This is a genomic window from Pseudomonas weihenstephanensis (assembly GCF_016812185.1).
In the GTDB taxonomy this organism is placed as follows: domain Bacteria; phylum Pseudomonadota; class Gammaproteobacteria; order Pseudomonadales; family Pseudomonadaceae; genus Aquipseudomonas; species Aquipseudomonas weihenstephanensis.
This window is the reverse complement of the sequence record NZ_JAAEBV010000001.1, coordinates 668,591-687,360: the sequence shown is the minus strand read 5'-3', so window position 1 is coordinate 687,360 and position 18,770 is coordinate 668,591. Positions and strand designations below refer to the sequence as shown.

General features: G+C 57.8%; 20 protein-coding genes, 1 tRNA gene and 1 pseudogene. 13 read left to right on the top strand and 9 right to left on the bottom strand.

Translation table 11 applies throughout. The features are described from left to right. Positions 1-25: 25 nt before the first annotated feature. Complete coding sequence (locus tag GYN01_RS02960) at positions 26-748, bottom strand: glycerophosphodiester phosphodiesterase (RefSeq protein ID WP_048365173.1); 723 nt, start codon at positions 746-748, stop codon at positions 26-28. Between the two features lie 38 nt (positions 749-786). Beyond that, positions 787-1,374, bottom strand: coding sequence for a PilZ domain-containing protein (locus tag GYN01_RS02955; RefSeq protein ID WP_048365174.1), 588 nt, complete (start codon positions 1,372-1,374; stop codon positions 787-789). A gap of 94 nt (positions 1,375-1,468) precedes the next feature. Here GYN01_RS02955 and GYN01_RS02950 point away from each other — a divergent pair, with 94 nt between their 5' ends. From GYN01_RS02950 to GYN01_RS02940, 3 genes are all read left to right on the top strand, one after another. Continuing rightward, positions 1,469-2,719, top strand: coding sequence for a lipoprotein-releasing ABC transporter permease subunit (locus tag GYN01_RS02950; protein WP_048365175.1), 1,251 nt, complete (start codon positions 1,469-1,471; stop codon positions 2,717-2,719). A gap of 7 nt (positions 2,720-2,726) precedes the next feature. Next, on the top strand, positions 2,727-3,410 hold the full coding sequence (lolD, locus tag GYN01_RS02945; protein ID WP_173426954.1) for a lipoprotein-releasing ABC transporter ATP-binding protein LolD: 684 nt from the start codon (positions 2,727-2,729) through the stop codon (positions 3,408-3,410). 61 nt (positions 3,411-3,471) lie between these two features. Beyond that, positions 3,472-4,716, top strand: coding sequence for a lipoprotein-releasing ABC transporter permease subunit (locus GYN01_RS02940; RefSeq protein WP_048365177.1), 1,245 nt, complete (start codon positions 3,472-3,474; stop codon positions 4,714-4,716). A 151-nt stretch (positions 4,717-4,867) separates the two neighbouring features. Here GYN01_RS02940 and GYN01_RS02935 read toward each other — a convergent pair whose 3' ends face one another. Both GYN01_RS02935 and GYN01_RS02930 read right to left on the bottom strand, forming a co-directional pair. Continuing rightward, positions 4,868-6,259 carry a heavy metal sensor histidine kinase gene (locus tag GYN01_RS02935; protein ID WP_275296398.1) on the bottom strand — a complete coding sequence of 464 codons (1,392 nt, stop codon included), beginning with the start codon at positions 6,257-6,259 and terminating at the stop codon, positions 4,868-4,870. Continuing rightward, the gene (locus GYN01_RS02930) at positions 6,259-6,939 is read right to left on the bottom strand and encodes a heavy metal response regulator transcription factor (RefSeq protein WP_048365179.1); all 681 of its coding nucleotides are present in this window, start codon (positions 6,937-6,939) and stop codon (positions 6,259-6,261) included. Before GYN01_RS02930 ends, GYN01_RS02935 begins: the two co-directional genes overlap by 1 nt. Positions 6,940-7,090: 151 nt before the next feature. Between GYN01_RS02930 and copI the strand changes: the two genes are divergently transcribed. Both copI and queF read left to right on the top strand, forming a co-directional pair. Next, the gene (gene copI, locus GYN01_RS02925; RefSeq protein WP_048365180.1) at positions 7,091-7,612 is read left to right on the top strand and encodes a copper-resistant cuproprotein CopI; all 522 of its coding nucleotides are present in this window, start codon (positions 7,091-7,093) and stop codon (positions 7,610-7,612) included. Between the two features lie 81 nt (positions 7,613-7,693). Further along, a complete protein-coding gene (gene queF, locus GYN01_RS02920) occupies positions 7,694-8,524 on the top strand; it encodes an NADPH-dependent 7-cyano-7-deazaguanine reductase QueF (protein ID WP_048398782.1) in 831 nt (276 codons plus the stop codon). Between the two features lie 49 nt (positions 8,525-8,573). Here queF and GYN01_RS02915 read toward each other — a convergent pair whose 3' ends face one another. Next, positions 8,574-9,047 (bottom strand): peroxiredoxin, encoded by a 474-nt coding sequence (locus GYN01_RS02915; protein ID WP_048365182.1) that lies wholly within the window; start codon positions 9,045-9,047, stop codon positions 8,574-8,576. A 12-nt stretch (positions 9,048-9,059) separates the two neighbouring features. Continuing rightward, a complete protein-coding gene (locus tag GYN01_RS02910; RefSeq protein ID WP_048365183.1) occupies positions 9,060-9,620 on the bottom strand; it encodes a glycine cleavage system transcriptional repressor in 561 nt (186 codons plus the stop codon). Between the two features lie 325 nt (positions 9,621-9,945). Between GYN01_RS02910 and dapA the strand changes: the two genes are divergently transcribed. The 6 genes and pseudogenes from dapA to GYN01_RS02880 all read left to right on the top strand — a co-directional run. Then, positions 9,946-10,824: a 4-hydroxy-tetrahydrodipicolinate synthase gene (gene dapA, locus GYN01_RS02905; protein WP_048365184.1), complete on the top strand. Its 879-nt coding sequence runs from the start codon at positions 9,946-9,948 to the stop codon at positions 10,822-10,824. A 17-nt stretch (positions 10,825-10,841) separates the two neighbouring features. Then, on the top strand, positions 10,842-11,957 hold the full coding sequence (gene bamC, locus GYN01_RS02900; RefSeq protein WP_048398785.1) for an outer membrane protein assembly factor BamC: 1,116 nt from the start codon (positions 10,842-10,844) through the stop codon (positions 11,955-11,957). 4 nt (positions 11,958-11,961) lie between these two features. Further along, entirely contained in the window at positions 11,962-12,720 is a 759-nt protein-coding gene (locus GYN01_RS02895) for an MBL fold metallo-hydrolase (protein ID WP_048398787.1), read from the top strand. 28 nt (positions 12,721-12,748) lie between these two features. Beyond that, on the top strand, positions 12,749-13,462 hold the full coding sequence (gene purC, locus GYN01_RS02890) for a phosphoribosylaminoimidazolesuccinocarboxamide synthase (protein ID WP_048365187.1): 714 nt from the start codon (positions 12,749-12,751) through the stop codon (positions 13,460-13,462). Positions 13,463-13,555: 93 nt separating this feature from the next. Further along, positions 13,556-13,645, top strand: a tRNA-Ser gene (locus GYN01_RS02885). Positions 13,646-13,767: 122 nt separating this feature from the next. Continuing rightward, a pseudogene (locus tag GYN01_RS02880) lies at positions 13,768-13,977 on the top strand (site-specific integrase); the annotation flags it as partial. A gap of 130 nt (positions 13,978-14,107) precedes the next feature. Here the strand turns inward: GYN01_RS02880 and map are convergent. The 3 genes from map to GYN01_RS02865 all read right to left on the bottom strand — a co-directional run bounded on the left by map (position 14,108) and on the right by GYN01_RS02865 (position 16,843). Beyond that, positions 14,108-14,899 (bottom strand): type I methionyl aminopeptidase, encoded by a 792-nt coding sequence (gene map, locus GYN01_RS02875; RefSeq protein WP_048365189.1) that lies wholly within the window; start codon positions 14,897-14,899, stop codon positions 14,108-14,110. After that, the gene (locus GYN01_RS02870; protein ID WP_048398796.1) at positions 14,896-15,156 is read right to left on the bottom strand and encodes a ParD-like family protein; all 261 of its coding nucleotides are present in this window, start codon (positions 15,154-15,156) and stop codon (positions 14,896-14,898) included. The genes map and GYN01_RS02870 overlap by 4 nt, the downstream gene beginning before the upstream one ends. 139 nt (positions 15,157-15,295) lie before the next feature. Next, positions 15,296-16,843, bottom strand: a complete 1,548-nt coding sequence (locus tag GYN01_RS02865) for a TerC family protein (RefSeq protein ID WP_203306566.1) — start codon at positions 16,841-16,843, stop codon at positions 15,296-15,298. A 611-nt stretch (positions 16,844-17,454) separates the two neighbouring features. On the opposite strand from GYN01_RS02865, the gene GYN01_RS02860 reads away from it, so the two are divergent. Beyond that, entirely contained in the window at positions 17,455-17,880 is a 426-nt protein-coding gene (locus tag GYN01_RS02860; RefSeq protein ID WP_048399547.1) for a hypothetical protein, read from the top strand. 342 nt (positions 17,881-18,222) lie between these two features. Continuing rightward, a complete protein-coding gene (locus tag GYN01_RS02855; RefSeq protein WP_082149303.1) occupies positions 18,223-18,759 on the top strand; it encodes a sugar dehydrogenase complex small subunit in 537 nt (178 codons plus the stop codon). Positions 18,760-18,770: the final 11 nt, after the last annotated feature.

The window sequence follows — 18,770 nt, the reverse complement described above, 5'->3', positions numbered from 1 at the left end:
CCTGAGCCGGCCGGGGAGACCGATTTCAGCCATTCCCAAGGGTGGCAGTGGCCAAACCGGGAAAGTCTGTAATCAGGCTGTCTACGCCGAAATCAGCGAGTCTGCGCATCAGCGCAGGCTCGTTGACTGTCCATACCGACACATGCAAGCCCTGGCGCTGGGCTTTTTCCAGGCGCTCGGGGGTGCACAGCGTCCAGTTCAACGCGAGCATGTCGCAGCCATAGCTTTGTGCGACCTTCAGCGGATCAAGCCAAGCGTATTCGGCAACCAGCCCGCGGGATAAATCCGGCGTCAACTCGATGGCCGCCTTGAGCACTTCGCGCGAGCTTGAGGTGACGGTGACTTTGTCCATCAGGCCATGGCGCTGGGCCATTTCGCGAATCGCCAGCACCGTAGTGGCTGCGCGGGTACGCGAGGCGCTTTTAACTTCAAGCTGCCAATGCTCGAAGTTGCATTTTTCGAACAGCTCTTCAAGCCGTGGAATCGGGCATGGATGCACCCATCCCGGGCCGCCTTTGCGTGCGTCGTAGGTCGCGAGATCGGCGGCCGTATGCTCGATCACCTTGCCGCGTCGGTCGGTGGTGCGCTTGAGGGTTGGGTCGTGGATGACCATCAACTCGCCATCTTTGGACAAGTGCAGGTCGAGTTCGCAGCGACGAACGCCGTGCTTGAGGCATTGCTCAAAGCTGGCAAGGGTGTTTTCGGGTGCTTCGCCTTTGGCGCCGCGATGGCCATAAATCAGGGTCACAATTGCTCCTTCCTACAAGTCGCAGCGTTGAGAGGTGTTTACTCTTCTTCGCCGGTTTCGTTTTGTTCGAGGGCCAGGCGGCGTGCCTGCGCTTGTTTTTGCAAAATGTAGCGCGCCAATAGCTGGCGTTGCGCATCGGTGATGGCTTCGAATTCCGTGCCTATTTCGTAATGGCCGTCGCGCGCGTCGCAGTGAGTGACTTTAGCCCGTAGCAGCAACCCTAGCGCTTGAGGCATGAGCACCATCTTGATCGAAAGATGGCTGCCCACCGGGCAGGCTTTGGCGTGGCGCAATTCGATGCCGCCTTCGGACAGCTTGACCGGTTGCAGTTCTCCGATTTTGCCCAGCACGGTTTGCGCAACGACCTGGCTGAGCAGGTCGATGCGTTTGTTCAGGGTTTTGAGGTAGCTGGAGATCGTACGGTCGCGCTCGCTGATCTGGCGCAGCAGGTGCTGGGCCTCGAATTCACTCAGGTGCAACTCGCTGAGTAAATTGAATAAAGGCGAAGCATCTTGCAACACTTCATCGCTCGCGGCTTCGGGGGCCGACAGCGGGGTTATTTCCAGTGCGATCACATCATCGATACGGTAGTATTCGCGGCGATCTGCTTCATCTAATGTCGACATGGCGAACCCATGGTGGCGGCTGTGGTCTGAGTGTAAAGCTGCTTATCAGGCCCCGCCACAAGGACGTCTTCTTTTCCCTCGAACAAGCCCCGACATGTTCAGACCTCTCTTCGTATTTATCGGCACGCGTTATACCCGTGCAAAGCGTCGCAATCATTTTGTGTCGTTCATTTCTCTGACTTCAATGATCGGACTCGCCCTCGGCGTGGTCGTGATGATCGTTGTGCTCTCGGTGATGAACGGCTTCGATCATGAGATGCGCACCCGCGTGCTGGGCATGGTGCCCCACGCGACCATCGTCGGTGATCAACCGATCAGCGACTGGCAATCATTGGCCGCCAAGGTCGAGCAGAACCCGAAGGTGGCGGCGGTTGCGCCGTACACCCAGATGCAGGGCCTGCTGACCCATGACGGCAATGTGCAAAAAGTGCTGCTCAATGCCATCGATCCCGCGCAAGAGCGCAAGGTGTCGATCATTGACCAGTTCATGTTGCACGGTCAGCTCGACGCCCTGACGCCCGGCAGTTTCGGCATTGTCATTGGCGACAAGGCCGCCAAAAAGCTCGGCGTGGCCATTGGCGACAAGCTGACGTTCGTGGCGCCGGAAGTCACGGTGACCCCGGCGGGCATGTTTCCGCGCATGAAGCGCTTCACCGTGCAGGGCATTTTTCATGTCGGCGCCGGTGAGATCGACGGCTATCTGGGTATCACCAACTTGCAGGATCTGGCGCGCTTGCAGCGCTGGAAGCCCGATCAGGTCCAGGGCTTGCGCCTCAAGTTCGACGATCTGTTCCAGGCCCCGCGTGCCGCATGGGACATCGCCCAGCAGTTGGGCGAAGACCGCTACTACGCCCGCGACTGGACCCGTACCCACGGCAATCTGTATCAAGCGATCCGCATGGAAAAAGCCATGATCGGTCTGCTGTTGCTGCTGATTGTGGCCGTGGCCGCGTTCAACATCATTTCCACGCTGGTGATGGTGGTGAATGACAAAAAGGGCGATATCGCGATTTTGCGCACATTAGGCGCCACTCCCGGCACGATCATGGCGATTTTCATGGTGCAGGGCACGGTGATTGGCGTGGTCGGCACGGCCATCGGCGCGGTGCTGGGCATGCTGGCGGCGCTCAATGTGAGCGCGGCGATTTCGGGCCTTGAAGGCCTGATCGGGCACAAGTTTCTCAACGCCGACGTGTACTTCATCGACTACTTGCCGTCGCAATTGCAGGCACAAGACGTGTTGATGGTGTGCGGTGCGGCATTGGTTCTGAGTTTCCTCGCGACCTTGTACCCGGCCTGGCGTGCTGCACGCACCCAGCCTGCGCAGGCGCTTCGTTATGAGTGAGTTGGGCATGAAAGAACAAGCAGTGTTGAGTTGCCGCGACCTGAGCAAGTCGTACGACGAAGGCCCGGAGTCGGTGGTGGTGTTGTCGGGCTTGCAGCTTGAACTGCACCCCGGCGAGCGCGTGGCCATTGTCGGTACATCGGGTTCGGGCAAAAGTACGTTGCTCAATATGCTCGGTGGCCTCGACACACCTTCCAGCGGCAGTGTCTGGTTGGCGGGTGAAGAACTGTCGGCGCTGGGCGAAAAGGCCCGCGGTCAGTTACGCAATCGTTCGTTGGGCTTTGTGTATCAATTTCACCATCTGTTGCCTGAGTTCACCGCGCTGGAAAACGTGTGCATGCCGCTGTTGATCGGCAAAACATCGATTCCCGAGGCGCGTGAGCGGGCGACAGCCCTGCTGACCCGCGTGGGCCTGAGCCACCGTCTGGAGCACAAACCGGCCGAACTCTCCGGTGGTGAGCGCCAACGCGTGGCCATCGCCCGTGCGCTGGTCAACAATCCGGGGCTGGTGATGCTCGACGAGCCGACAGGCAACCTCGATTCGCACACCGCGCAGGGCATTCAGGACCTGATGCTGGAACTCAGCACCTCTATGCGCACGGCATTTTTGGTGGTGACCCATGACATGAACCTGGCCCGCCAGATGGATCGCGTGTTGCACCTTCAAGAAGGTCGCTTGACCACGATTTAATCGGCCCCCACCCTGCGCCTTGACCGGCGTCGGGTCTTTTATTTTTATACGGTGCCCGCGAATGTTCAGACCGTTATCGATTTTTATCGGCACGCGCTATACCCGCGCCAAGCGCCGCAATCGTTTTGTGTCGTTTATTTCCATGACCTCGATGATCGGTCTCGCCTTGGGCGTTTTGGCCATGATCGTGGTGTTGTCGGTGATGAACGGCTTCCAGCGTGAAATGAGTAACCGCATCCTCGGCATGGTGCCGCACGCCACCATCGTAGGCGTAAAGCCGATCGATGACTGGCGGCCGGTGGCTGAAGCGGCGATGAAAAACCCTGAAGTGACGGCGGCGGTGCCGTTCACCGAAATGGAAGGGATGCTGTCCTACAAAGGCTCGATGCAGCCGATCCAGATCAGCGGTGTCGATCCGGCGCTCGAAGGTGAGGTGTCCATCGTGACCCGGCACATCGTGCAAGGTCGCCTGGAAGACCTTAAACCCGGTGAATATGGCGTGGTGCTCGGCGACATCACTGCCCGGCGATTTCGTTTGGGGGTGGGCGACAAAATCACCTTGATCGTGCCCGAGGCCAGCACCGCACCGGGCGGCATTACCCCACGCTTGCAGCGCTTGAACGTGGTGGGCATCTTCAAGGTCGGCGCTGAGCTGGATGGCTCCATGGGCCTGATCCACGTCGCAGACGCCGCCGCCATGCAGCGCTGGGCGCCGAACCAGGTGCAAAGCGTGCGCCTGGCAGTCAAGGATTTGTACGCTGCGCCCAAAGTCTCGGCTGATGTGGCCGCAGGTCTGGGTGAGGGCTACCGGGCTGATGACTGGACCCACACCCAGGGCAGCCTGTTCAGCGCCATGAAAATGGAAAAAACCATGATTGGTTTGCTGCTGCTGATGATCGTTGCCGTGGCTGCGTTCAACATCATCGCCACGCTGATCATGGTGGTGAACGACAAGGGTGCCGACATCGCGATCCTGCGTACCATCGGCGCTACGCCGCGCCAGATCATGGCGATTTTCATGGTTCAGGGCACGGTGATTGGCATTGTCGGTACGTTGATCGGTGGCGTGCTGGGGGTGATTGCTGCGTTGAATGTCAGCGAGCTGGTGGGCTGGATGGAGCGCGTGTCAGGGCAGCACATCTTCAGTTCTGACGTGTACTTCGTCAGTAACCTGCCGTCTGAGCTGCAAGGCGGTGACGTGGCGCTGATCTGCACGGCGGGGTTTGTGTTGAGTTTTTTGGCGACGCTGTACCCGGCGTATCGGGCCGCCAAAATCCAGCCGGCGCATGCTTTGCGTTATTCCTGATACCTGAAGCGCAAAAGCCCCTCACCCTAACCCTCTCCCAGAGGGGGAGGCGACTAAAAGCAAAGGCAGGTCTGTGTTACCACGCGATTTGAAGCCCTCTCTCGGCAGGAGAAGGGGCTAAAGCAAAAGCAGGTCTGCGTTACAGCCTAGATCAGCTCCCTCTCCCGGAGGGAGAGGGTTGGGGTGAGGGCAGCTTTGCTGGCAGCTCTACCACAAACCGCGTCAATCCTTCCTGCGAATCACAGCGAATCTGCCCGCCATGGGCGCGAATGATCGATTGGGTAATTGCCAGTCCCAACCCGGCATGTTCACTGCTGCCTTCGCGCCGCGCCGGGTCTGCCCGATAAAATCGGTCGAACAAGCGTGGCACCTGCTCAGCGGGGATGCCTGGCCCTGTATTTTCAATCGTGATGCTGACACTGGCCGCCGATCCGCCGATCAGCACCTTGATCGCGCCGCCCGCCGGTGTGTAGCGCAAAGCGTTATCCAGCAGGTTGGACAGGGCGCGACGCAGCATGCTGCGGTCGCCTGCTATCTGACCGTTGCCTGTGTGGCTCAACTGAATGTGTGAGTCCTCGGCCAACAGCGCATAGAACTCCAACAGCGCGTCAACTTCATGGGCCACGTCTAGCGGCTCGCGTTTGGGGGTGAGCAAGCCATGGTCCGCTTTGGCCAGATACAGCATGTCGTTGACCAGTTGTGCCATCCATTGCAGTTCTTCGAGGTTGCTGTGCAATGCTTCGCGGTAGGCATCTCTATCGCGTGGCCGGGTGAGGGTGACTTGGGTGTGTGTCAGCAAGTTTGAGAGCGGGGTGCGCAGTTCGTGGGCAATGTCGGCTGAAAAGGCCGAGAGCCGCTGAAATGAAGCGTCCAGTCGGCTGAGCATGGCGTTGAAGGCATTGGCCAGTTCGGCCAGTTCGGCGGGCATCTGTGCTTGCGGCAGGCGTGCGTTGAGTGAGTCGGCCGAGACGCTGGCGGCAATCGCGCTCATGCGGCGCAAAGGGCGCAAGCCGCTACGGGCTGCCCAGGCGCCCAGAATCGCGGTGGCGAGCGCCGAGAGGCTGACGGTCATCCAGATCAGACGCTGCATGCGCTGTAAGAAATGCTGGTGGTGGGTGATGTCCAGCAGCAAGGTCAGACGGGGTGCGCCGGGAGAGTCAGGCGCCGGGTTAAGGACGCGGTAATCGGTGCCACTGATTTGCAGGCTGACCAGCCCCGGTGTTGTCGGCAGTTCGGCAGGCAGTTGCGTTGAGCTGTCGAACCACACGTGGCCGTCGGGGCCGCGCACCCGAACGCTCAAGTCGGGTTGATGGCTGAGATCCTGCAACAACAGGGGCAGGCGTTGGGTGAATTGTTCCAGGGTGCTGGCGCCGTGCAGGGTACTGCGCAGCCCTGCCAGGCGGCTTTCCATCAGTTGCTGGTCCAGTTCTACGAAATGCACTTCGCTGGCGCGCCCGAACAGTACGCCAGCAAACAGTGAAACCACGGCTGTGCAGCCTGCAAACAGCAAGGCCAGACGGCTGCTCAGTGACAGGCGACGCATCAATCGGGACGCTCTTCAAGTACGTAGCCCATGCCGCGCACGGTGTGGATAAGCTTCTGTTCGTGGCTGTCGTCGATTTTCAGGCGCAGACGGCGAATAGCCACTTCGATGACATTGGTATCGCTGTCGAAATTCATGTCCCACACCTGTGAGGCAATCAACGATTTGGGCAGCACCTCGCCTTGACGCCTGAGCAGCAACTCCAGCAACGAAAACTCCTTGGCGGTGAGGTCGATGCGCTGGCCATTACGTTCGACGCGGCGACGGATCAGGTCCAGCCGCAAATCTGCCAGTTGCAGGCTGGTTTCCTGCGTCGTGCTGCTGCCACGGCGCAACAGGCTGCGCACCCGCGCTAACAGTTCAGAGAAGGCGAACGGTTTGACCAGGTAATCATCGGCGCCCAGTTCAAGGCCATGTACGCGGTCTTCAACGGCGTCGCGCGCGGTCAAAAACAGCACCGGGATGTCCAGCCCCGCGCTGCGCACCGCTTGCAGGATTTGCCAGCCATCACGTCCAGGCAACATCACATCGAGGATCAGCAGCGAATAATCACCGGTCAGGGCCAGGTGCTGGCCGGTGATGCCATCGGTGGCGAGTTCGGTGCTAAAGCCTGCTTCACTTAGGCCCTGACGCAGGTATTGGCCGGTTTTGGGCTGGTCTTCGACAATCAGCAGTTTCATGGGCGACCCATCAGCAATTAACTTCAGCCTTATACAGTGGCCCTTAGGGTGCAGGGCTAAACTGACAAAGTTGTAATCTTACGGTCAGTTGGCTGCCAGCGCCGTGCTTTAAAGTCAGGCAACGTTTGAATAGTAGCTTTCAGGAGTTCGCATGACCCTACGAAATCGTTTAGCTCTAGCGGGTGGTTTACTGGTGCTGAGTGTTTCGGCTCTTGCCTCACCCGCTGGCACTTACACGTTTGGCCAGCCTGCGTCGGCGGCAAGTGCTACGCGCACGGTAGAAGTTGACATGACGGATATCGCCTTCACGCCCAAGGCCCTGCAAGTCAAGGCCGGTGAGACGGTGCGCTTTGTGCTGGTGAATAAAGGCCAATTGCTGCACGAATTCAACCTGGGCGATGCCGCGATGCATGCCGCGCACCAGAAAGAAATGCTCAAGATGCAGCAGAGCGCAGCAATGACGCCTACTGGCATGAGCCACGATGGGATGGATCACAGCGCGATGGGCATGGCCGGTATGAAACATGACGACCCGAACAGCGTGCTGGTCGAACCGGGTAAAACCGCTGAGCTGACGTGGACGTTCAGCCGGGCGGACAACCTTGAATTTGCCTGCAATATCCCCGGCCACTATCAGGCAGGCATGGTGGGCACGCTTAAAGTTGACCCTTAAATCGGGAAGTTCGTCTGCGGGCGCTGAAAGCGGGGCGTAAACCCGATAGAATTGCCGGGTTTTTCTAGCCAGGTTTTTGTCATGCATCCCGCAGCCGAACATTCGCCGCTGGGCAAGTCCAGTGAATACATCAGTACCTACACCCCGTCCTTGCTGTTCCCGATCCCGCGTGCGGCGAAATGGGCAGAGCTGGGGCTAAGCGCCGAAACGTTGCCTTATGTCGGGGTCGATTATTGGACCTGCTTTGAGCTGTCGTGGCTGCTGCCCTCGGGCAAGCCGGTGGTGGCCATTGGTGAGTTCTGCTTTGCTGCCGACTCGCCCAATATCGTTGAGTCCAAATCGTTCAAGCTGTACCTGAACTCGTTGAACCAGAGCGTGTTTGCCGACACGCCAAGCCTTGTCGCCACGTTGCAGGCCGACTTGTCAGTCGCTTCTGGCAAACCGGTCAGCGTGCGAGTGCGCAGCCTGGATGACGTGCAGGCCGATGGCGTAGGTATTTTGCCGGGTGTGTGCATTGATGATCTGGACATCACGGTCAGCGACTATGCGCAGCCGCGTCCTGAGCTGTTGGCGTGTGACGCTTCGCGGATTGTCGAAGAAAGCGTCTACAGCCACTTGCTCAAATCCAACTGCCCGGTCACGAGCCAGCCCGATTGGGGCACCGTGGTGGTCGAGTACCGTGGCGCGGCGCTGGACCATGCCAGTTTGTTGGCGTACCTGGTGAGCTTTCGCCAGCACTCGGACTTCCATGAGCAATGCGTGGAGCGCATCTTTCTTGACCTGCAACGCCTGCTCAAGCCCGAAAAACTGACTGTGTACGCACGTTACGTGCGTCGCGGCGGGCTGGACATCAACCCGTACCGCTCAACCGAAACCGTGGCGTTCAAAAACGTGCGACTGGTGCGTCAGTAAAGGCAAAGCCCTCACCCTAACCCTCTGCGCAGGGTTAGGGTAAAGCGCCTCAACCGTTATTCAGCGCCTTGGCCTGCTCCAGCACGGCTTCAACATGCCCTGGCACTTTCACGCCGCGCCACGCGTGACGCAATACACCGTCCTTGTCGATCAAGAACGTGCTGCGATCCACGCCCAGGTACTCTTTGCCGTACAGCTTTTTCAGCTTGATCACCTCAAAAAGCTGGCACAGGGCTTCATCCTTGTCGCTCAGCAACTCGAACGGGAAACCGTGCTTGGCCTTGAAGTTCTCATGGGACTTGAGGCTGTCACGCGACACGCCAAACACCTCAGTGTTGGCGGCCTGAAACTGCGCGTAATGGTCGCGAAAGCCTTGGCCTTCGGTGGTGCAACCCGGCGTGCTGTCTTTTGGGTAGAAGTAAATCACCACCTGCTTGCCCTTGAGGTCCGACAGCGCGACGGTTTTGTCGCTGGTGGCCGGGATCTGGAAGTCGCTTACGGGTTGGTCAATTGCAACGGCCATGAGGTGGTTTCCTTACATTGGGTTCTGCGGACGCCACGGTTCGATCAGTGCGTCCAGGTTCAGCGCATCGGCGAAATCGAGGAACTGATCGCGCAACCAGCTGATTTGCACGCCTGCCGGCAGCGTCACGGTGAACGTGGCATTGAGCATGGTGCCGCCGGTTTGTGGGGCCTGGTAGGTGTCGCAGGTCAGGTTTTCGAGCTCGACGTTGTGGTCGATGAAGAACTGGCACAGCTCATTAATGATGTCAGGGCGGTAAGCCGAGCTGACATAGGCTACGTAGGGCAGAGCTTGCGGGCGGGTTTCCAGCGCGGCGCTGCGCACCACATTGACGGTGAAAGCGTGTTTTTTAGCCAGTGCTGGCAAGCCAGCCTCAAGGCGCGCCAGCGCATCCCAGCTACCTGTGACTTCCAGGACCAGTGCACTGCACTCGCCGTGGCGAGTCAGGCGTGAGGTCACGACGGCGCAGCGATTTTCATGGCTGGCACGGCACAGGACGTTAGTCAGCTCCATGGGGTTGGCGCCAAGGGCACTGATGACAAGGAATTGTTCGCGAACTGAGGGGGTGGACATTCAGCCTTCCTAAAACGATGAGTGGTCGGTACGTGCGGTGCAGGGGTGGCCTGGCCCGGGTAGTTGTGACTCGCCCAGTGTCCACAAAAGGCCGTCACCTACGGTTTGCACTGGCTGCAAACCACGCGTGGTGGCGCTTGGGCGGGGCTTTGGGCGCGTTACAAGGATCAGGGAAACAGGCTCATGCACACATCAGTACCCATCAAAGGCTGAAGGGTAGCGAAAAGCAGCGCGAAGGGGAATGCTCATCGGGCGCGCTGTTGCTTGTGCAAGGGTCAAGGCGCCAGTACCATTACGGCTCTCTTTTTCCGGCAGGAGCGGTTGCATGATTGCGGGCAGTATGGTGGCACTGGTCACACCTATGGATGCACAAGGTCGCCTGGATTGGGACGCTCTGAGCAAACTGGTGGACTTTCACCTGCAAGAGGGCACCAACGCCATTGTTGCCGTTGGCACTACAGGTGAATCGGCAACGCTGGATGTGAACGAACACATCGAAGTGATTCGTCACGTTGTCAAACAAGTCGCAGGACGTATTCCGGTGATCGCCGGTACGGGCGCCAACTCGACGCGTGAAGCGATCGAGCTGACCACCAACGCGAAGGCGGCCGGCGCTGATGCGTGCCTGCTGGTCACGCCGTATTACAACAAGCCGACCCAGGAAGGCTTGTATCAGCACTTCAAGACCATCGCTGAAGCGGTCGACATTCCACAGATCCTGTACAACGTGCCCGGCCGTACGGCGTGCGACATGTTGCCTGCCACGGTCGTGCGCCTGTCGACCGTGCCAAACATCATCGGTATCAAGGAAGCCACCGGCGACCTGCAACGCGCCAAGGACATCCTGGCCAGTGTCAGCAGCGACTTTCTGGTGTACTCGGGCGATGATGCCACCGCGGTTGAGCTGATCCTGCTCGGCGGCAAGGGCAACATCTCGGTCACCGCCAACGTTGCGCCGCGTGCCATGAGTGACCTGTGTGCGGCGGCAATGGCCGGCGACGCAGTCAAAGCCCGTGAAATCCACGAAAAGCTGATGCCGCTCAATAAAACCCTGTTTATCGAATCCAACCCTATCCCCGTGAAGTGGGCGCTGCATGAGATGGGCTTGATGCCGGACGGTATCCGTCTGCCGCTCACCTGGCTCAGCGAAGCCTGCCACGAACCGCTGCGTCAGGCCCTGCGCCAATGCGGCGTATTGGTTTAATTGAGGAAGCACTACGCATGAAGCGATTGGCCGGACTTTCCGCACTAGCCGTGATTATTTCAAGCACCAGCGGCTGCGGTTGGCTGTGGGGTCCAGAGGGTTACTTCCGAGACCGTGGCAGTGATTACCTGGAAGCGCAACAAACAGCGCCCATGCAGTTGCCGCCGGGTGTCCAGACTGACAAGCGCCTGGTGCCACTGTTGCCGATCCCGAGCAACGTGCCCAATGACAACGTCAAGGGTGAGTTTGAAGTGCCACGCCCGCAACCTTTGGTGGCGACTTCCAGTGCCAGCGATTTCAGCCTGCAAAAAAGCGGCGACAGCCGTTGGCTGATGGCGCAGCGTGCGCCGTCCGAGGTGTGGCCTCTGGCATTGCAATTCTTCCAGGACAATGGCTTTCGCATTGACGAGCAGCGCCCGCAAACCGGCGAGTTCACGACGATCTGGCAGGGCGCGAGCGAGTTGTCTGCACCGATGGCGCGCCACTTGGGCAGCAGCGGTCTGGCCGCCGACAGCGAAACCCGTCTTCGGGTGCGCATCGAGCCAGGCGTGCAGCGCAACACCAGCGAAGTGTATGTGGTCAGTGCCAACCGTCCTGCGGGCAGCACGGCCAATGTCGACTTCACCAACCGCTCGGTTAACACCGGTCTGGACGCGGCACTGGTCGACGAAATGCTGATCAGCATGAGCCGCAGCGCGGACAAGGGCGGCACTGTGTCGCTGCTGGCGGCACGAGACTTCGATACCCCGACACGCGTCACCTTGAGCGAAGACGGCAGCGGCAACCCGGTGTTGACCCTCAACGAAGACCTGGACCGTGCCTGGTCCAGTGTTGGCCGCGCGCTTGAGCAAGGCGAATGGCGCGTTGAAGACATCAACCGCACCTTGGGCCTTTACTACATCAACCTGGCCGAAAAAGCCCAGAAGAAAGACGAGAAGCCTGGCTTCTTCGCCGGACTTTTTGGCAGCAAACCGGACAAGGAAGAAGTTGAAGCCCGAGCTCAGCGTTATCAGGTTCGCCTGAGCAAGGTTGGCGATGCGGTACAGGTGACGGTCGAAGAAAACATCAACACCGTTGCCTCGCCAGAAATGGCGCGCAAAGTGTTGGGCGTGATCCAAGACAACCTGGGCTGACCTTATGCGTTTTGCCGTTCTCGGCAGTGGTAGCCAAGGGAATGGCACGCTGATAGCCAGCGACAGCACGTATGTACTGGTCGATTGCGGTTTCTCCTTGCGAGAAACCGAGCGCCGTCTGGTTCGGTTGGGGGTTAGCCCACACCAACTGAGCGCGATTCTGGTAACCCACGAACATGCCGATCACGTGCATGGCGTGGGTTTACTGTCTCGGCGTTACAATTTGCCGGTGTACATGAGCCGTGGCACCCAGCGCGGGATGCGCAAACCGCTTGAGCCTGCAGGCTTCGTGGCAGGCGGCGAGACGTTGCAGATAGGCGCGTTGAGCATCAGCGTCACCCGGGTTGCGCATGATGCCCAAGAACCCACGCAATACGTCTTCAGTGATGGTCAGCGACGCTTTGGCTTGTTGACCGATCTGGGGTCGTACTGTGACGGGGTACTGGACAGTTACCGTGGTCTGGATGCGTTGATGATCGAAGCCAACCATTGTCGCGACATGCTTGCCCGTGGTCACTACCCGTATTTTTTAAAACAGCGGGTAGGCGGCCAGGAAGGACATTTGAACAACCATCAGGCTGCAAGCCTGGTGGCCGAGCTGGGCTGGCAAGACCTGCAACACTTGGTACTGGCTCACCTCAGCAGCAAGAACAACCTGCCGCAGCTGGCCCGGCAATGTTTTGTCGACACCCTGGGGTGCGACCCGGACTGGCTGCAATTGGCCGATCAAGATTCAGGGCTCGACTGGCGCACAATCGCCTAGCCCACCTACTTAGCATGCGGAGCCCATCATGGAAAAACGTGAAGAACTCTATCGCGGTAAAGCGAAATCGGTTTACAAGACCGATGACGAAAACCGCCTGATCCTGCTGTTTCGCAACGACACCTCGGCGTTCGACGGCAAGCGTATTGAGCAGCTTGATCGCAAAGGTATGGTGAACAACAAGTTCAACGCCTTCATCATGCGCAAACTCGAAGAAGCCGGCGTACCGACTCAATTCGACAAACTGCTGGGCGACAACGAATGCCTGGTCAAAAAACTCGACATGATCCCCGTCGAGTGCGTTGTGCGTAACTACGCGGCAGGTAGCCTGGTCAAGCGCCTGGGCGTGGAAGAGGGCATGAAGCTCAACCCCTACACCTTCGAACTGTTCCTTAAAGACGACGCCAAGGGCGACCCGTTCATCAACGAATCCCACGTCGTGGCGTTTGGTTGGGGCACGGCCGAGCAACTGGTTCGCATGAAAGAACTGTCGCTCAAGGTTAACGACGTACTTAACAAGCTGTTCGATGAGGCTGGCCTGATGCTGGTCGACTTCAAACTGGAGTTTGGTGTTTTCCACGATGGTTCCATCGTGCTGGGCGACGAATTCAGCCCGGACGGCTGCCGCCTGTGGGACAAGGCCACCGGCAAGAAAATGGACAAAGACCGCTTCCGCCAGGGTCTGGGCGGCGTGATCGAAGCTTACGAAGAAGTTGCACAGCGTCTGGGTGTACCGCTTTAAACCGTAAAAAACGCGCAAGCATCTGATAGCACGCATTTTTTTTGAAAAATAAGGTTTGCCTAAATCAAAACAACTGTTATGATGCGCGCCGTTGGAGAGATGCCAGAGTGGCCGAATGGGACGGATTCGAAATCCGTTGTACTGGCGACAGTACCTAGGGTTCGAATCCCTATCTCTCCGCCATTATTGAATACGACTAAGCCCCTGAAATGGTTAAACATTTCAGGGGCTTTTTTCGTTTGGGGGCAATTTGGGGGAGTGGGGGAGCGTGATATTCCCCCCAGGGATTCGATTTGATCCCCTAAATGGCCTATTACGAAAAACGCGGTGATGCTTGGCGAGCCCAGATTCGCTGCAAAGGATACCCAGCACTTTCAGCGACCTTTGATACCAAGGCAGAAGCCCAGCGGTGGGCTGCCGAAGTGGAAGGCGACATGTCGCGTGCCCGTATTGTGGATATACGAGAAGCTGAGAGCACAACGCTCAAGGACGCTTTAACGCGATATCAGAACGACAGGGACAAGGTTCTATTTCACCGTACCTGAACCCCACAATGTTTCTAAGCTCAAGGCCTCAGTCGTTTGTATCGGCTGTCGATCAGTAGGCAAATCTTCAGCGTGCTTACTGGCTCGCGCAGATTTCGCCTCAACTAATCGCCGGGTACTCCGCCACCTGGTCAGGCCACGGGCTGAGCAGTTCAAACCCGTCGTCCGTTACGGCGACCATGTGTTCCCACTGTGCTGACAGCGATTGGTCTTTGGTGACGACCGTCCAGTGATCCGTCAGGGTTTTTACGTGGCGCTTGCCAGCGTTGAGCATGGGTTCGATGGTGAAGATCATGCCGGTCTTGAGTTTCATGCCTTGGCCCGGATAACCGTAATGCAGCACTTGCGGCTCGTCGTGGTACACCTTGCCGATGCCGTGGCCGCAGTATTCACGTACCACACTGAAGCCTTCTTTTTCGGCAAGGCTTTGAATGGCGTGGCCAATGTCGCCCAACGTAGCGCCGGGACGCACCACGCGGATGCCTGCGCACATGGCATCGTAGGTGGTTTTGACCAAGTGACGCGCTTCGGGGCTTGGCTCACCCACGAAATACATGCGGCTGGTGTCGCCATACCAGCCATCTTTGACCACGGCGATGTCGATATTGATGATGTCGCCGTCTTTTAACGGGCTGGCAGAGGGAATGCCGTGGCAGACCACGTCGTTGACGGAGGTGCACACGGTTTTCGGGAAACCGTGATAGCCCACGTTGCCCGGTATGGCTTTTTGCACATTGACGATGTAGTCGTGGCAGATCTGGTCCAGTTGGTCGGTGGTCACCCCCGGCTTCACATGGTCCGCGATCATCGCTAATACTTCTGCGGCCAGTTTTCCGGCAACTTTGGATTGGGCAATTTGAGCCGGGGTATTGATTGTGACGTGGGTTTTCATTGGTCGGCCTGCGAAGCGGTTTCGATAACGTTTGCGTCTTGAACCAGTCCGCTCAACTGCTTGAGATCCAGACCGCCAGCCACTTCGGCGCGGATCAGCAAACGGCAGATTTGGTTGTGGTCCAGGTTGGGGTGCAGCTCAGTCAGCATGCCGATGCGCATCCAGTGTTCGGCTTGAGCGTTGATTGAGCGGCTCAGCGCATCGCTGGCGAGTCGCAGATTTTCGTGCATGTGGTCAGAGATTTTTACGATGCCCATCGGTACGTCCAATATGAAATGCATATGAAACGTATATTAGTCGATGCTGAGGGGTAAGCGAAAGGGCGGGCCAATGACCGCATGTGACGGGCCTGCCCTTGCAGCCAATAAGTGAATGCGCTGCAAGGGAAGGTTTACCTTATGTTTTTGACAGGTGAACGCGAGTCACACGGCGTTCTTCGACCTCAGTGACGGTCAAGTCCCAGCCTTGCCACTCAACCCGATCGCCCTTCATCGGCAAACGGTCCAGCAGACTCATGACCATGCCGGCCAGCGTGTGGTAATCGTCCGTACCTTGTGCAGGAAACCCCGTACGCTCGCGCACCTGGTTCAGGTTCACGGCACCGCTTACCAGGTAGCCGTCACCGAGCACCTCAATGCCCGGGCCGTCTATTTCGCTGGCGTCCGGCAGTTCACCGGCAATCGACTCCAAAATGTCGGTCATGGTCAGAATGCCGAGGAAATCCCCGAACTCGTTTACCACGAACGCAATGTGCGTCGACTCTTTGCGCATTTGCTCCAAAGCATTGAGGATCGTGAAGCTGTCTAGCAAGTTGATGGTTTTTCGTGCCATGGTCTCAAGGTTGGGTTGATTGCCCGCGAGCAGCTCCTTGAGCAGTTCTTTCTTATGAATAAATCCCAGCGGTTCATCGATACGGCCTTCGCGAATTAGCGGCAGTCGGGAGTACGACGAATGCATCAGCGTTGTACGAATAGTTTCTGCTGAATCGGCCAGGTCGATATGGTCGATGTTGCTACGCGGGGTCATGACACTGCGTATTGGGCGCTCGGCCAGTTGCAGCACACCGCTGATCATGATCCGCTCACGTCGATGAAACACGTGTTTGGTCTGGCCACCGTCGAGCATGTCCGCAATCTCGTCGTCCACCTCATCGGCTTGCAGTGTGCGGCCGCTCAACAGGCGCATCACCGCGTGCGCCGTGCGCTCACGCATGGGGCGCATGCCGTGCAGGCTTTTTTTGCGTCGGGCGCGGGCGATCTGGTTGAACAGCTCGATCACAATCGAGAAGCCAATGGCCGCATACAGATAACCCTTCGGAATGTGGAAACCCAACCCTTCGGCCGTGAGGCTGAAGCCGATCATCATCAAAAAGCCCAGGCACAGCATGATCACGGTGGGATGGCTGTTGACGAAACGGGTGAGTGGTTTGCTGGCCAGCATCATCAAGCCGATGGAGAACACGACGGCGATCATCATCACCGACAAGTGTTCGACCATGCCTACAGCGGTGATCACCGCATCGAGCGAGAAAACCGCGTCCAATACCACGATTTGCGCCACGATCGGCCAGAACATGGCGTAAGTCGTGTTTGATGTGCGTTCGGCGACATGGCCTTCGAGACGCTCATGCAACTCCATCGTGGCCTTGAACAACAGGAACAGGCCGCCGAACAGCATGATCAGGTCACGGCCCGAGAACACCTTGTCGAACACCTCAAACAAAGGTTCGGTGAGGGTCACCATCCACGAAATACTGGCCAGCAGGCCCAGGCGCATCAACAACGCCAACGACAGACCGATGACGCGGGCCCGGTCGCGCTGCTCGGGCGGGAGCTTGTCAGCCAGAATGGCAATAAACACCAGGTTGTCGATACCGAGCACCAGCTCCAGCACGATCAGCGTCAGCAGGCCAAGCCAGGCCGTAGGATCTGCAATCCATTCCATAATGATCAGTCAACCTCGTGCGCAAAATGAGAAACGGATGACCGTGTGGCCACAGCTCTAGCGTCATGCACGCTTAAGCGCGGCATTTTTGGGGGGGGTAAGCAATGGGCTAGAGAACCTGTGATACACAAAGCCACAGCAATGCGGCGTGGGTGCGACAGATTATAGCGGAGCGTTGGAAGGAGGCGCGCAAGGGCGGGTGTTGCAAAGAAGCGACTGGGAGGCTCCAGGAGGGTGTTCATATAGACCTGTTGTGAAATAGGGGAGGCAAGACTACAGCGTTTTTTGGGTTTTTTGATGGGCGCAGTTATTACAAAATTTAACCGGTTGAGGGGCTTGGTGGGGGGGTGAAAAAGAAAATACGGCAAGCACATTAATGAGGCTGAGAGCGGAACTTATAAAGTCGTTAGTACTTTTAGTGTGCGGCTGAAAGGATTCATGTTTGAAAAAGCCCCTGAACATTTCAAAAGTAGGGGGGCTTTAAGAATCGTCTTATTACCCACTTAGTTGGCCTGGGCTACTGTCCGGCACCCGATTTAAACGGGACCTTGAACCCCCTCAAGGCACATAAAACTAATCAGTAGTAAGGAAGTACCGTTTTGAACAAGTTGATGAAGTTTGCAGCATTGTCCGTGGCCATTGCACTCTCTGGCGGTTGTGTGAGCTACAACGCAAGCCAGCCATCGTCGCCTATCGACAGCGTGGTCAAAGCTGACCTGAAGGCGGATGTCGCTGTCGGTGAGACCATCACGGGCCAGTCTTCGGTGAACGTTCTGTTCGGCATTTTCAAGTTTGGTGGTGACAGCGAATTTGCCGATGGCGTTGAGTACGGTGGCAGCACGGGCGGTGGCCTGGGCGGCGCTCTCGACCCTGTGAGTGCGGTTAAATCGGCAGCAGCCTATAAGGCAGTGAAAAACTCCGGCGCGGACCTGATCATTGCCCCACGCTACGAAGTCAGCGAACAAAGCTATGTCGTGTTCAAAAAAGTGTCTGTGACGGTTAAAGGCAACAAAGGCAATATTCGTAGTATTCGTTAACCTTCAATGCCTCGGTTTGCACAGTGCCGGGGCAGAGAAGTAACAACGCAATGTACGCGCTTTTGCTTCGCGCATCGGAGCAACGGCCAGCAAATAAAACAGTCCACCTGGGTGGGCTGTTTGCGTTTAAGCGCAGCGTGAAACAGTGGCGTCAAATAATAATATTTCGTATTGAGTGGCTGTGTGAAAGGTTGATAGGCGTGGGGGAGGGCAACTTTCATGAATAGGTGAGCAAAGCACTGTAGGATGTTTCATACATTTTTTGTAACAACCTGATTAGTTCAAGGTCGAGATGCCTGCCATTTGGCACGTGTGTGATGCTTGGCGGTCAAGGAGATTTATGTGATATCGCGCAGAACGTTATTGTCCACGGGCGCCACCTTAACGGGTGTCGGCCTTCTCACCTCTTCATGGATCGGTGCGGCTCTGGCACAGCAAGTCAGCCAGGCGGCCACGACGGATGCAGAGCAACTGCTCCAGCTTTCATTGTTCCTCACTGAACGCGAGTCGCTTGATGCAAGCCTTGCGCAACGTGTGCTCACCCGTTGCACCGAAGCTGACCCGGCCTTTGCCGACAAGATGAAATCGCTGTGGGGCCAGATTCAGCAACAAGGCTTGAGCCATGCGGGTCTGCTGCGCAGCAGTCCGATCTATCAAGACCCGGTTCACAAAGACACCGTGCAAAAGATCGTCCGTGCCTGGTACCTGGGTTACACCGGCACCCCTGTCAGCCTAAGAGCGGTAGACGACACCGAGCTGGTGACATTCACCGGTGCGTTGGCCTATACGCCGACGCTGGATGCCACTGTGATTCCGACCTATTCGCGGGGGCATACCAACTATTGGGTTAACCCGCCGTCTACCGTCGCCAACGATTAATACAAGGGGTA

Coding starts and splice junctions, on each gene's coding strand:
- GYN01_RS02930 (WP_048365179.1), bottom strand. CDS start 6,939: ATGAAACTGCTGATTGTCGAAGACCAGCCCAAAACCGGCCAATACCTG.
- GYN01_RS02935 (WP_275296398.1), bottom strand. CDS start 6,259: ATGCGTCGCCTGTCACTGAGCAGCCGTCTGGCCTTGCTGTTTGCAGGC.
- GYN01_RS02910 (WP_048365183.1), bottom strand. CDS start 9,620: ATGTCCACCCCCTCAGTTCGCGAACAATTCCTTGTCATCAGTGCCCTT.
- GYN01_RS02865 (WP_203306566.1), bottom strand. CDS start 16,843: ATGGAATGGATTGCAGATCCTACGGCCTGGCTTGGCCTGCTGACGCTG.
- queF (WP_048398782.1), top strand. CDS start 7,694: ATGCATCCCGCAGCCGAACATTCGCCGCTGGGCAAGTCCAGTGAATAC.
- map (WP_048365189.1), bottom strand. CDS start 14,899: ATGAAAACCCACGTCACAATCAATACCCCGGCTCAAATTGCCCAATCC.
- bamC (WP_048398785.1), top strand. CDS start 10,842: ATGAAGCGATTGGCCGGACTTTCCGCACTAGCCGTGATTATTTCAAGC.
- purC (WP_048365187.1), top strand. CDS start 12,749: ATGGAAAAACGTGAAGAACTCTATCGCGGTAAAGCGAAATCGGTTTAC.
- dapA (WP_048365184.1), top strand. CDS start 9,946: ATGATTGCGGGCAGTATGGTGGCACTGGTCACACCTATGGATGCACAA.
- copI (WP_048365180.1), top strand. CDS start 7,091: ATGACCCTACGAAATCGTTTAGCTCTAGCGGGTGGTTTACTGGTGCTG.
- lolD (WP_173426954.1), top strand. CDS start 2,727: ATGAAAGAACAAGCAGTGTTGAGTTGCCGCGACCTGAGCAAGTCGTAC.
- GYN01_RS02860 (WP_048399547.1), top strand. CDS start 17,455: ATGAAGTTTGCAGCATTGTCCGTGGCCATTGCACTCTCTGGCGGTTGT.
- GYN01_RS02895 (WP_048398787.1), top strand. CDS start 11,962: ATGCGTTTTGCCGTTCTCGGCAGTGGTAGCCAAGGGAATGGCACGCTG.
- GYN01_RS02870 (WP_048398796.1), bottom strand. CDS start 15,156: ATGGGCATCGTAAAAATCTCTGACCACATGCACGAAAATCTGCGACTC.
- GYN01_RS02915 (WP_048365182.1), bottom strand. CDS start 9,047: ATGGCCGTTGCAATTGACCAACCCGTAAGCGACTTCCAGATCCCGGCC.
- GYN01_RS02955 (WP_048365174.1), bottom strand. CDS start 1,374: ATGTCGACATTAGATGAAGCAGATCGCCGCGAATACTACCGTATCGAT.
- GYN01_RS02940 (WP_048365177.1), top strand. CDS start 3,472: ATGTTCAGACCGTTATCGATTTTTATCGGCACGCGCTATACCCGCGCC.
- GYN01_RS02950 (WP_048365175.1), top strand. CDS start 1,469: ATGTTCAGACCTCTCTTCGTATTTATCGGCACGCGTTATACCCGTGCA.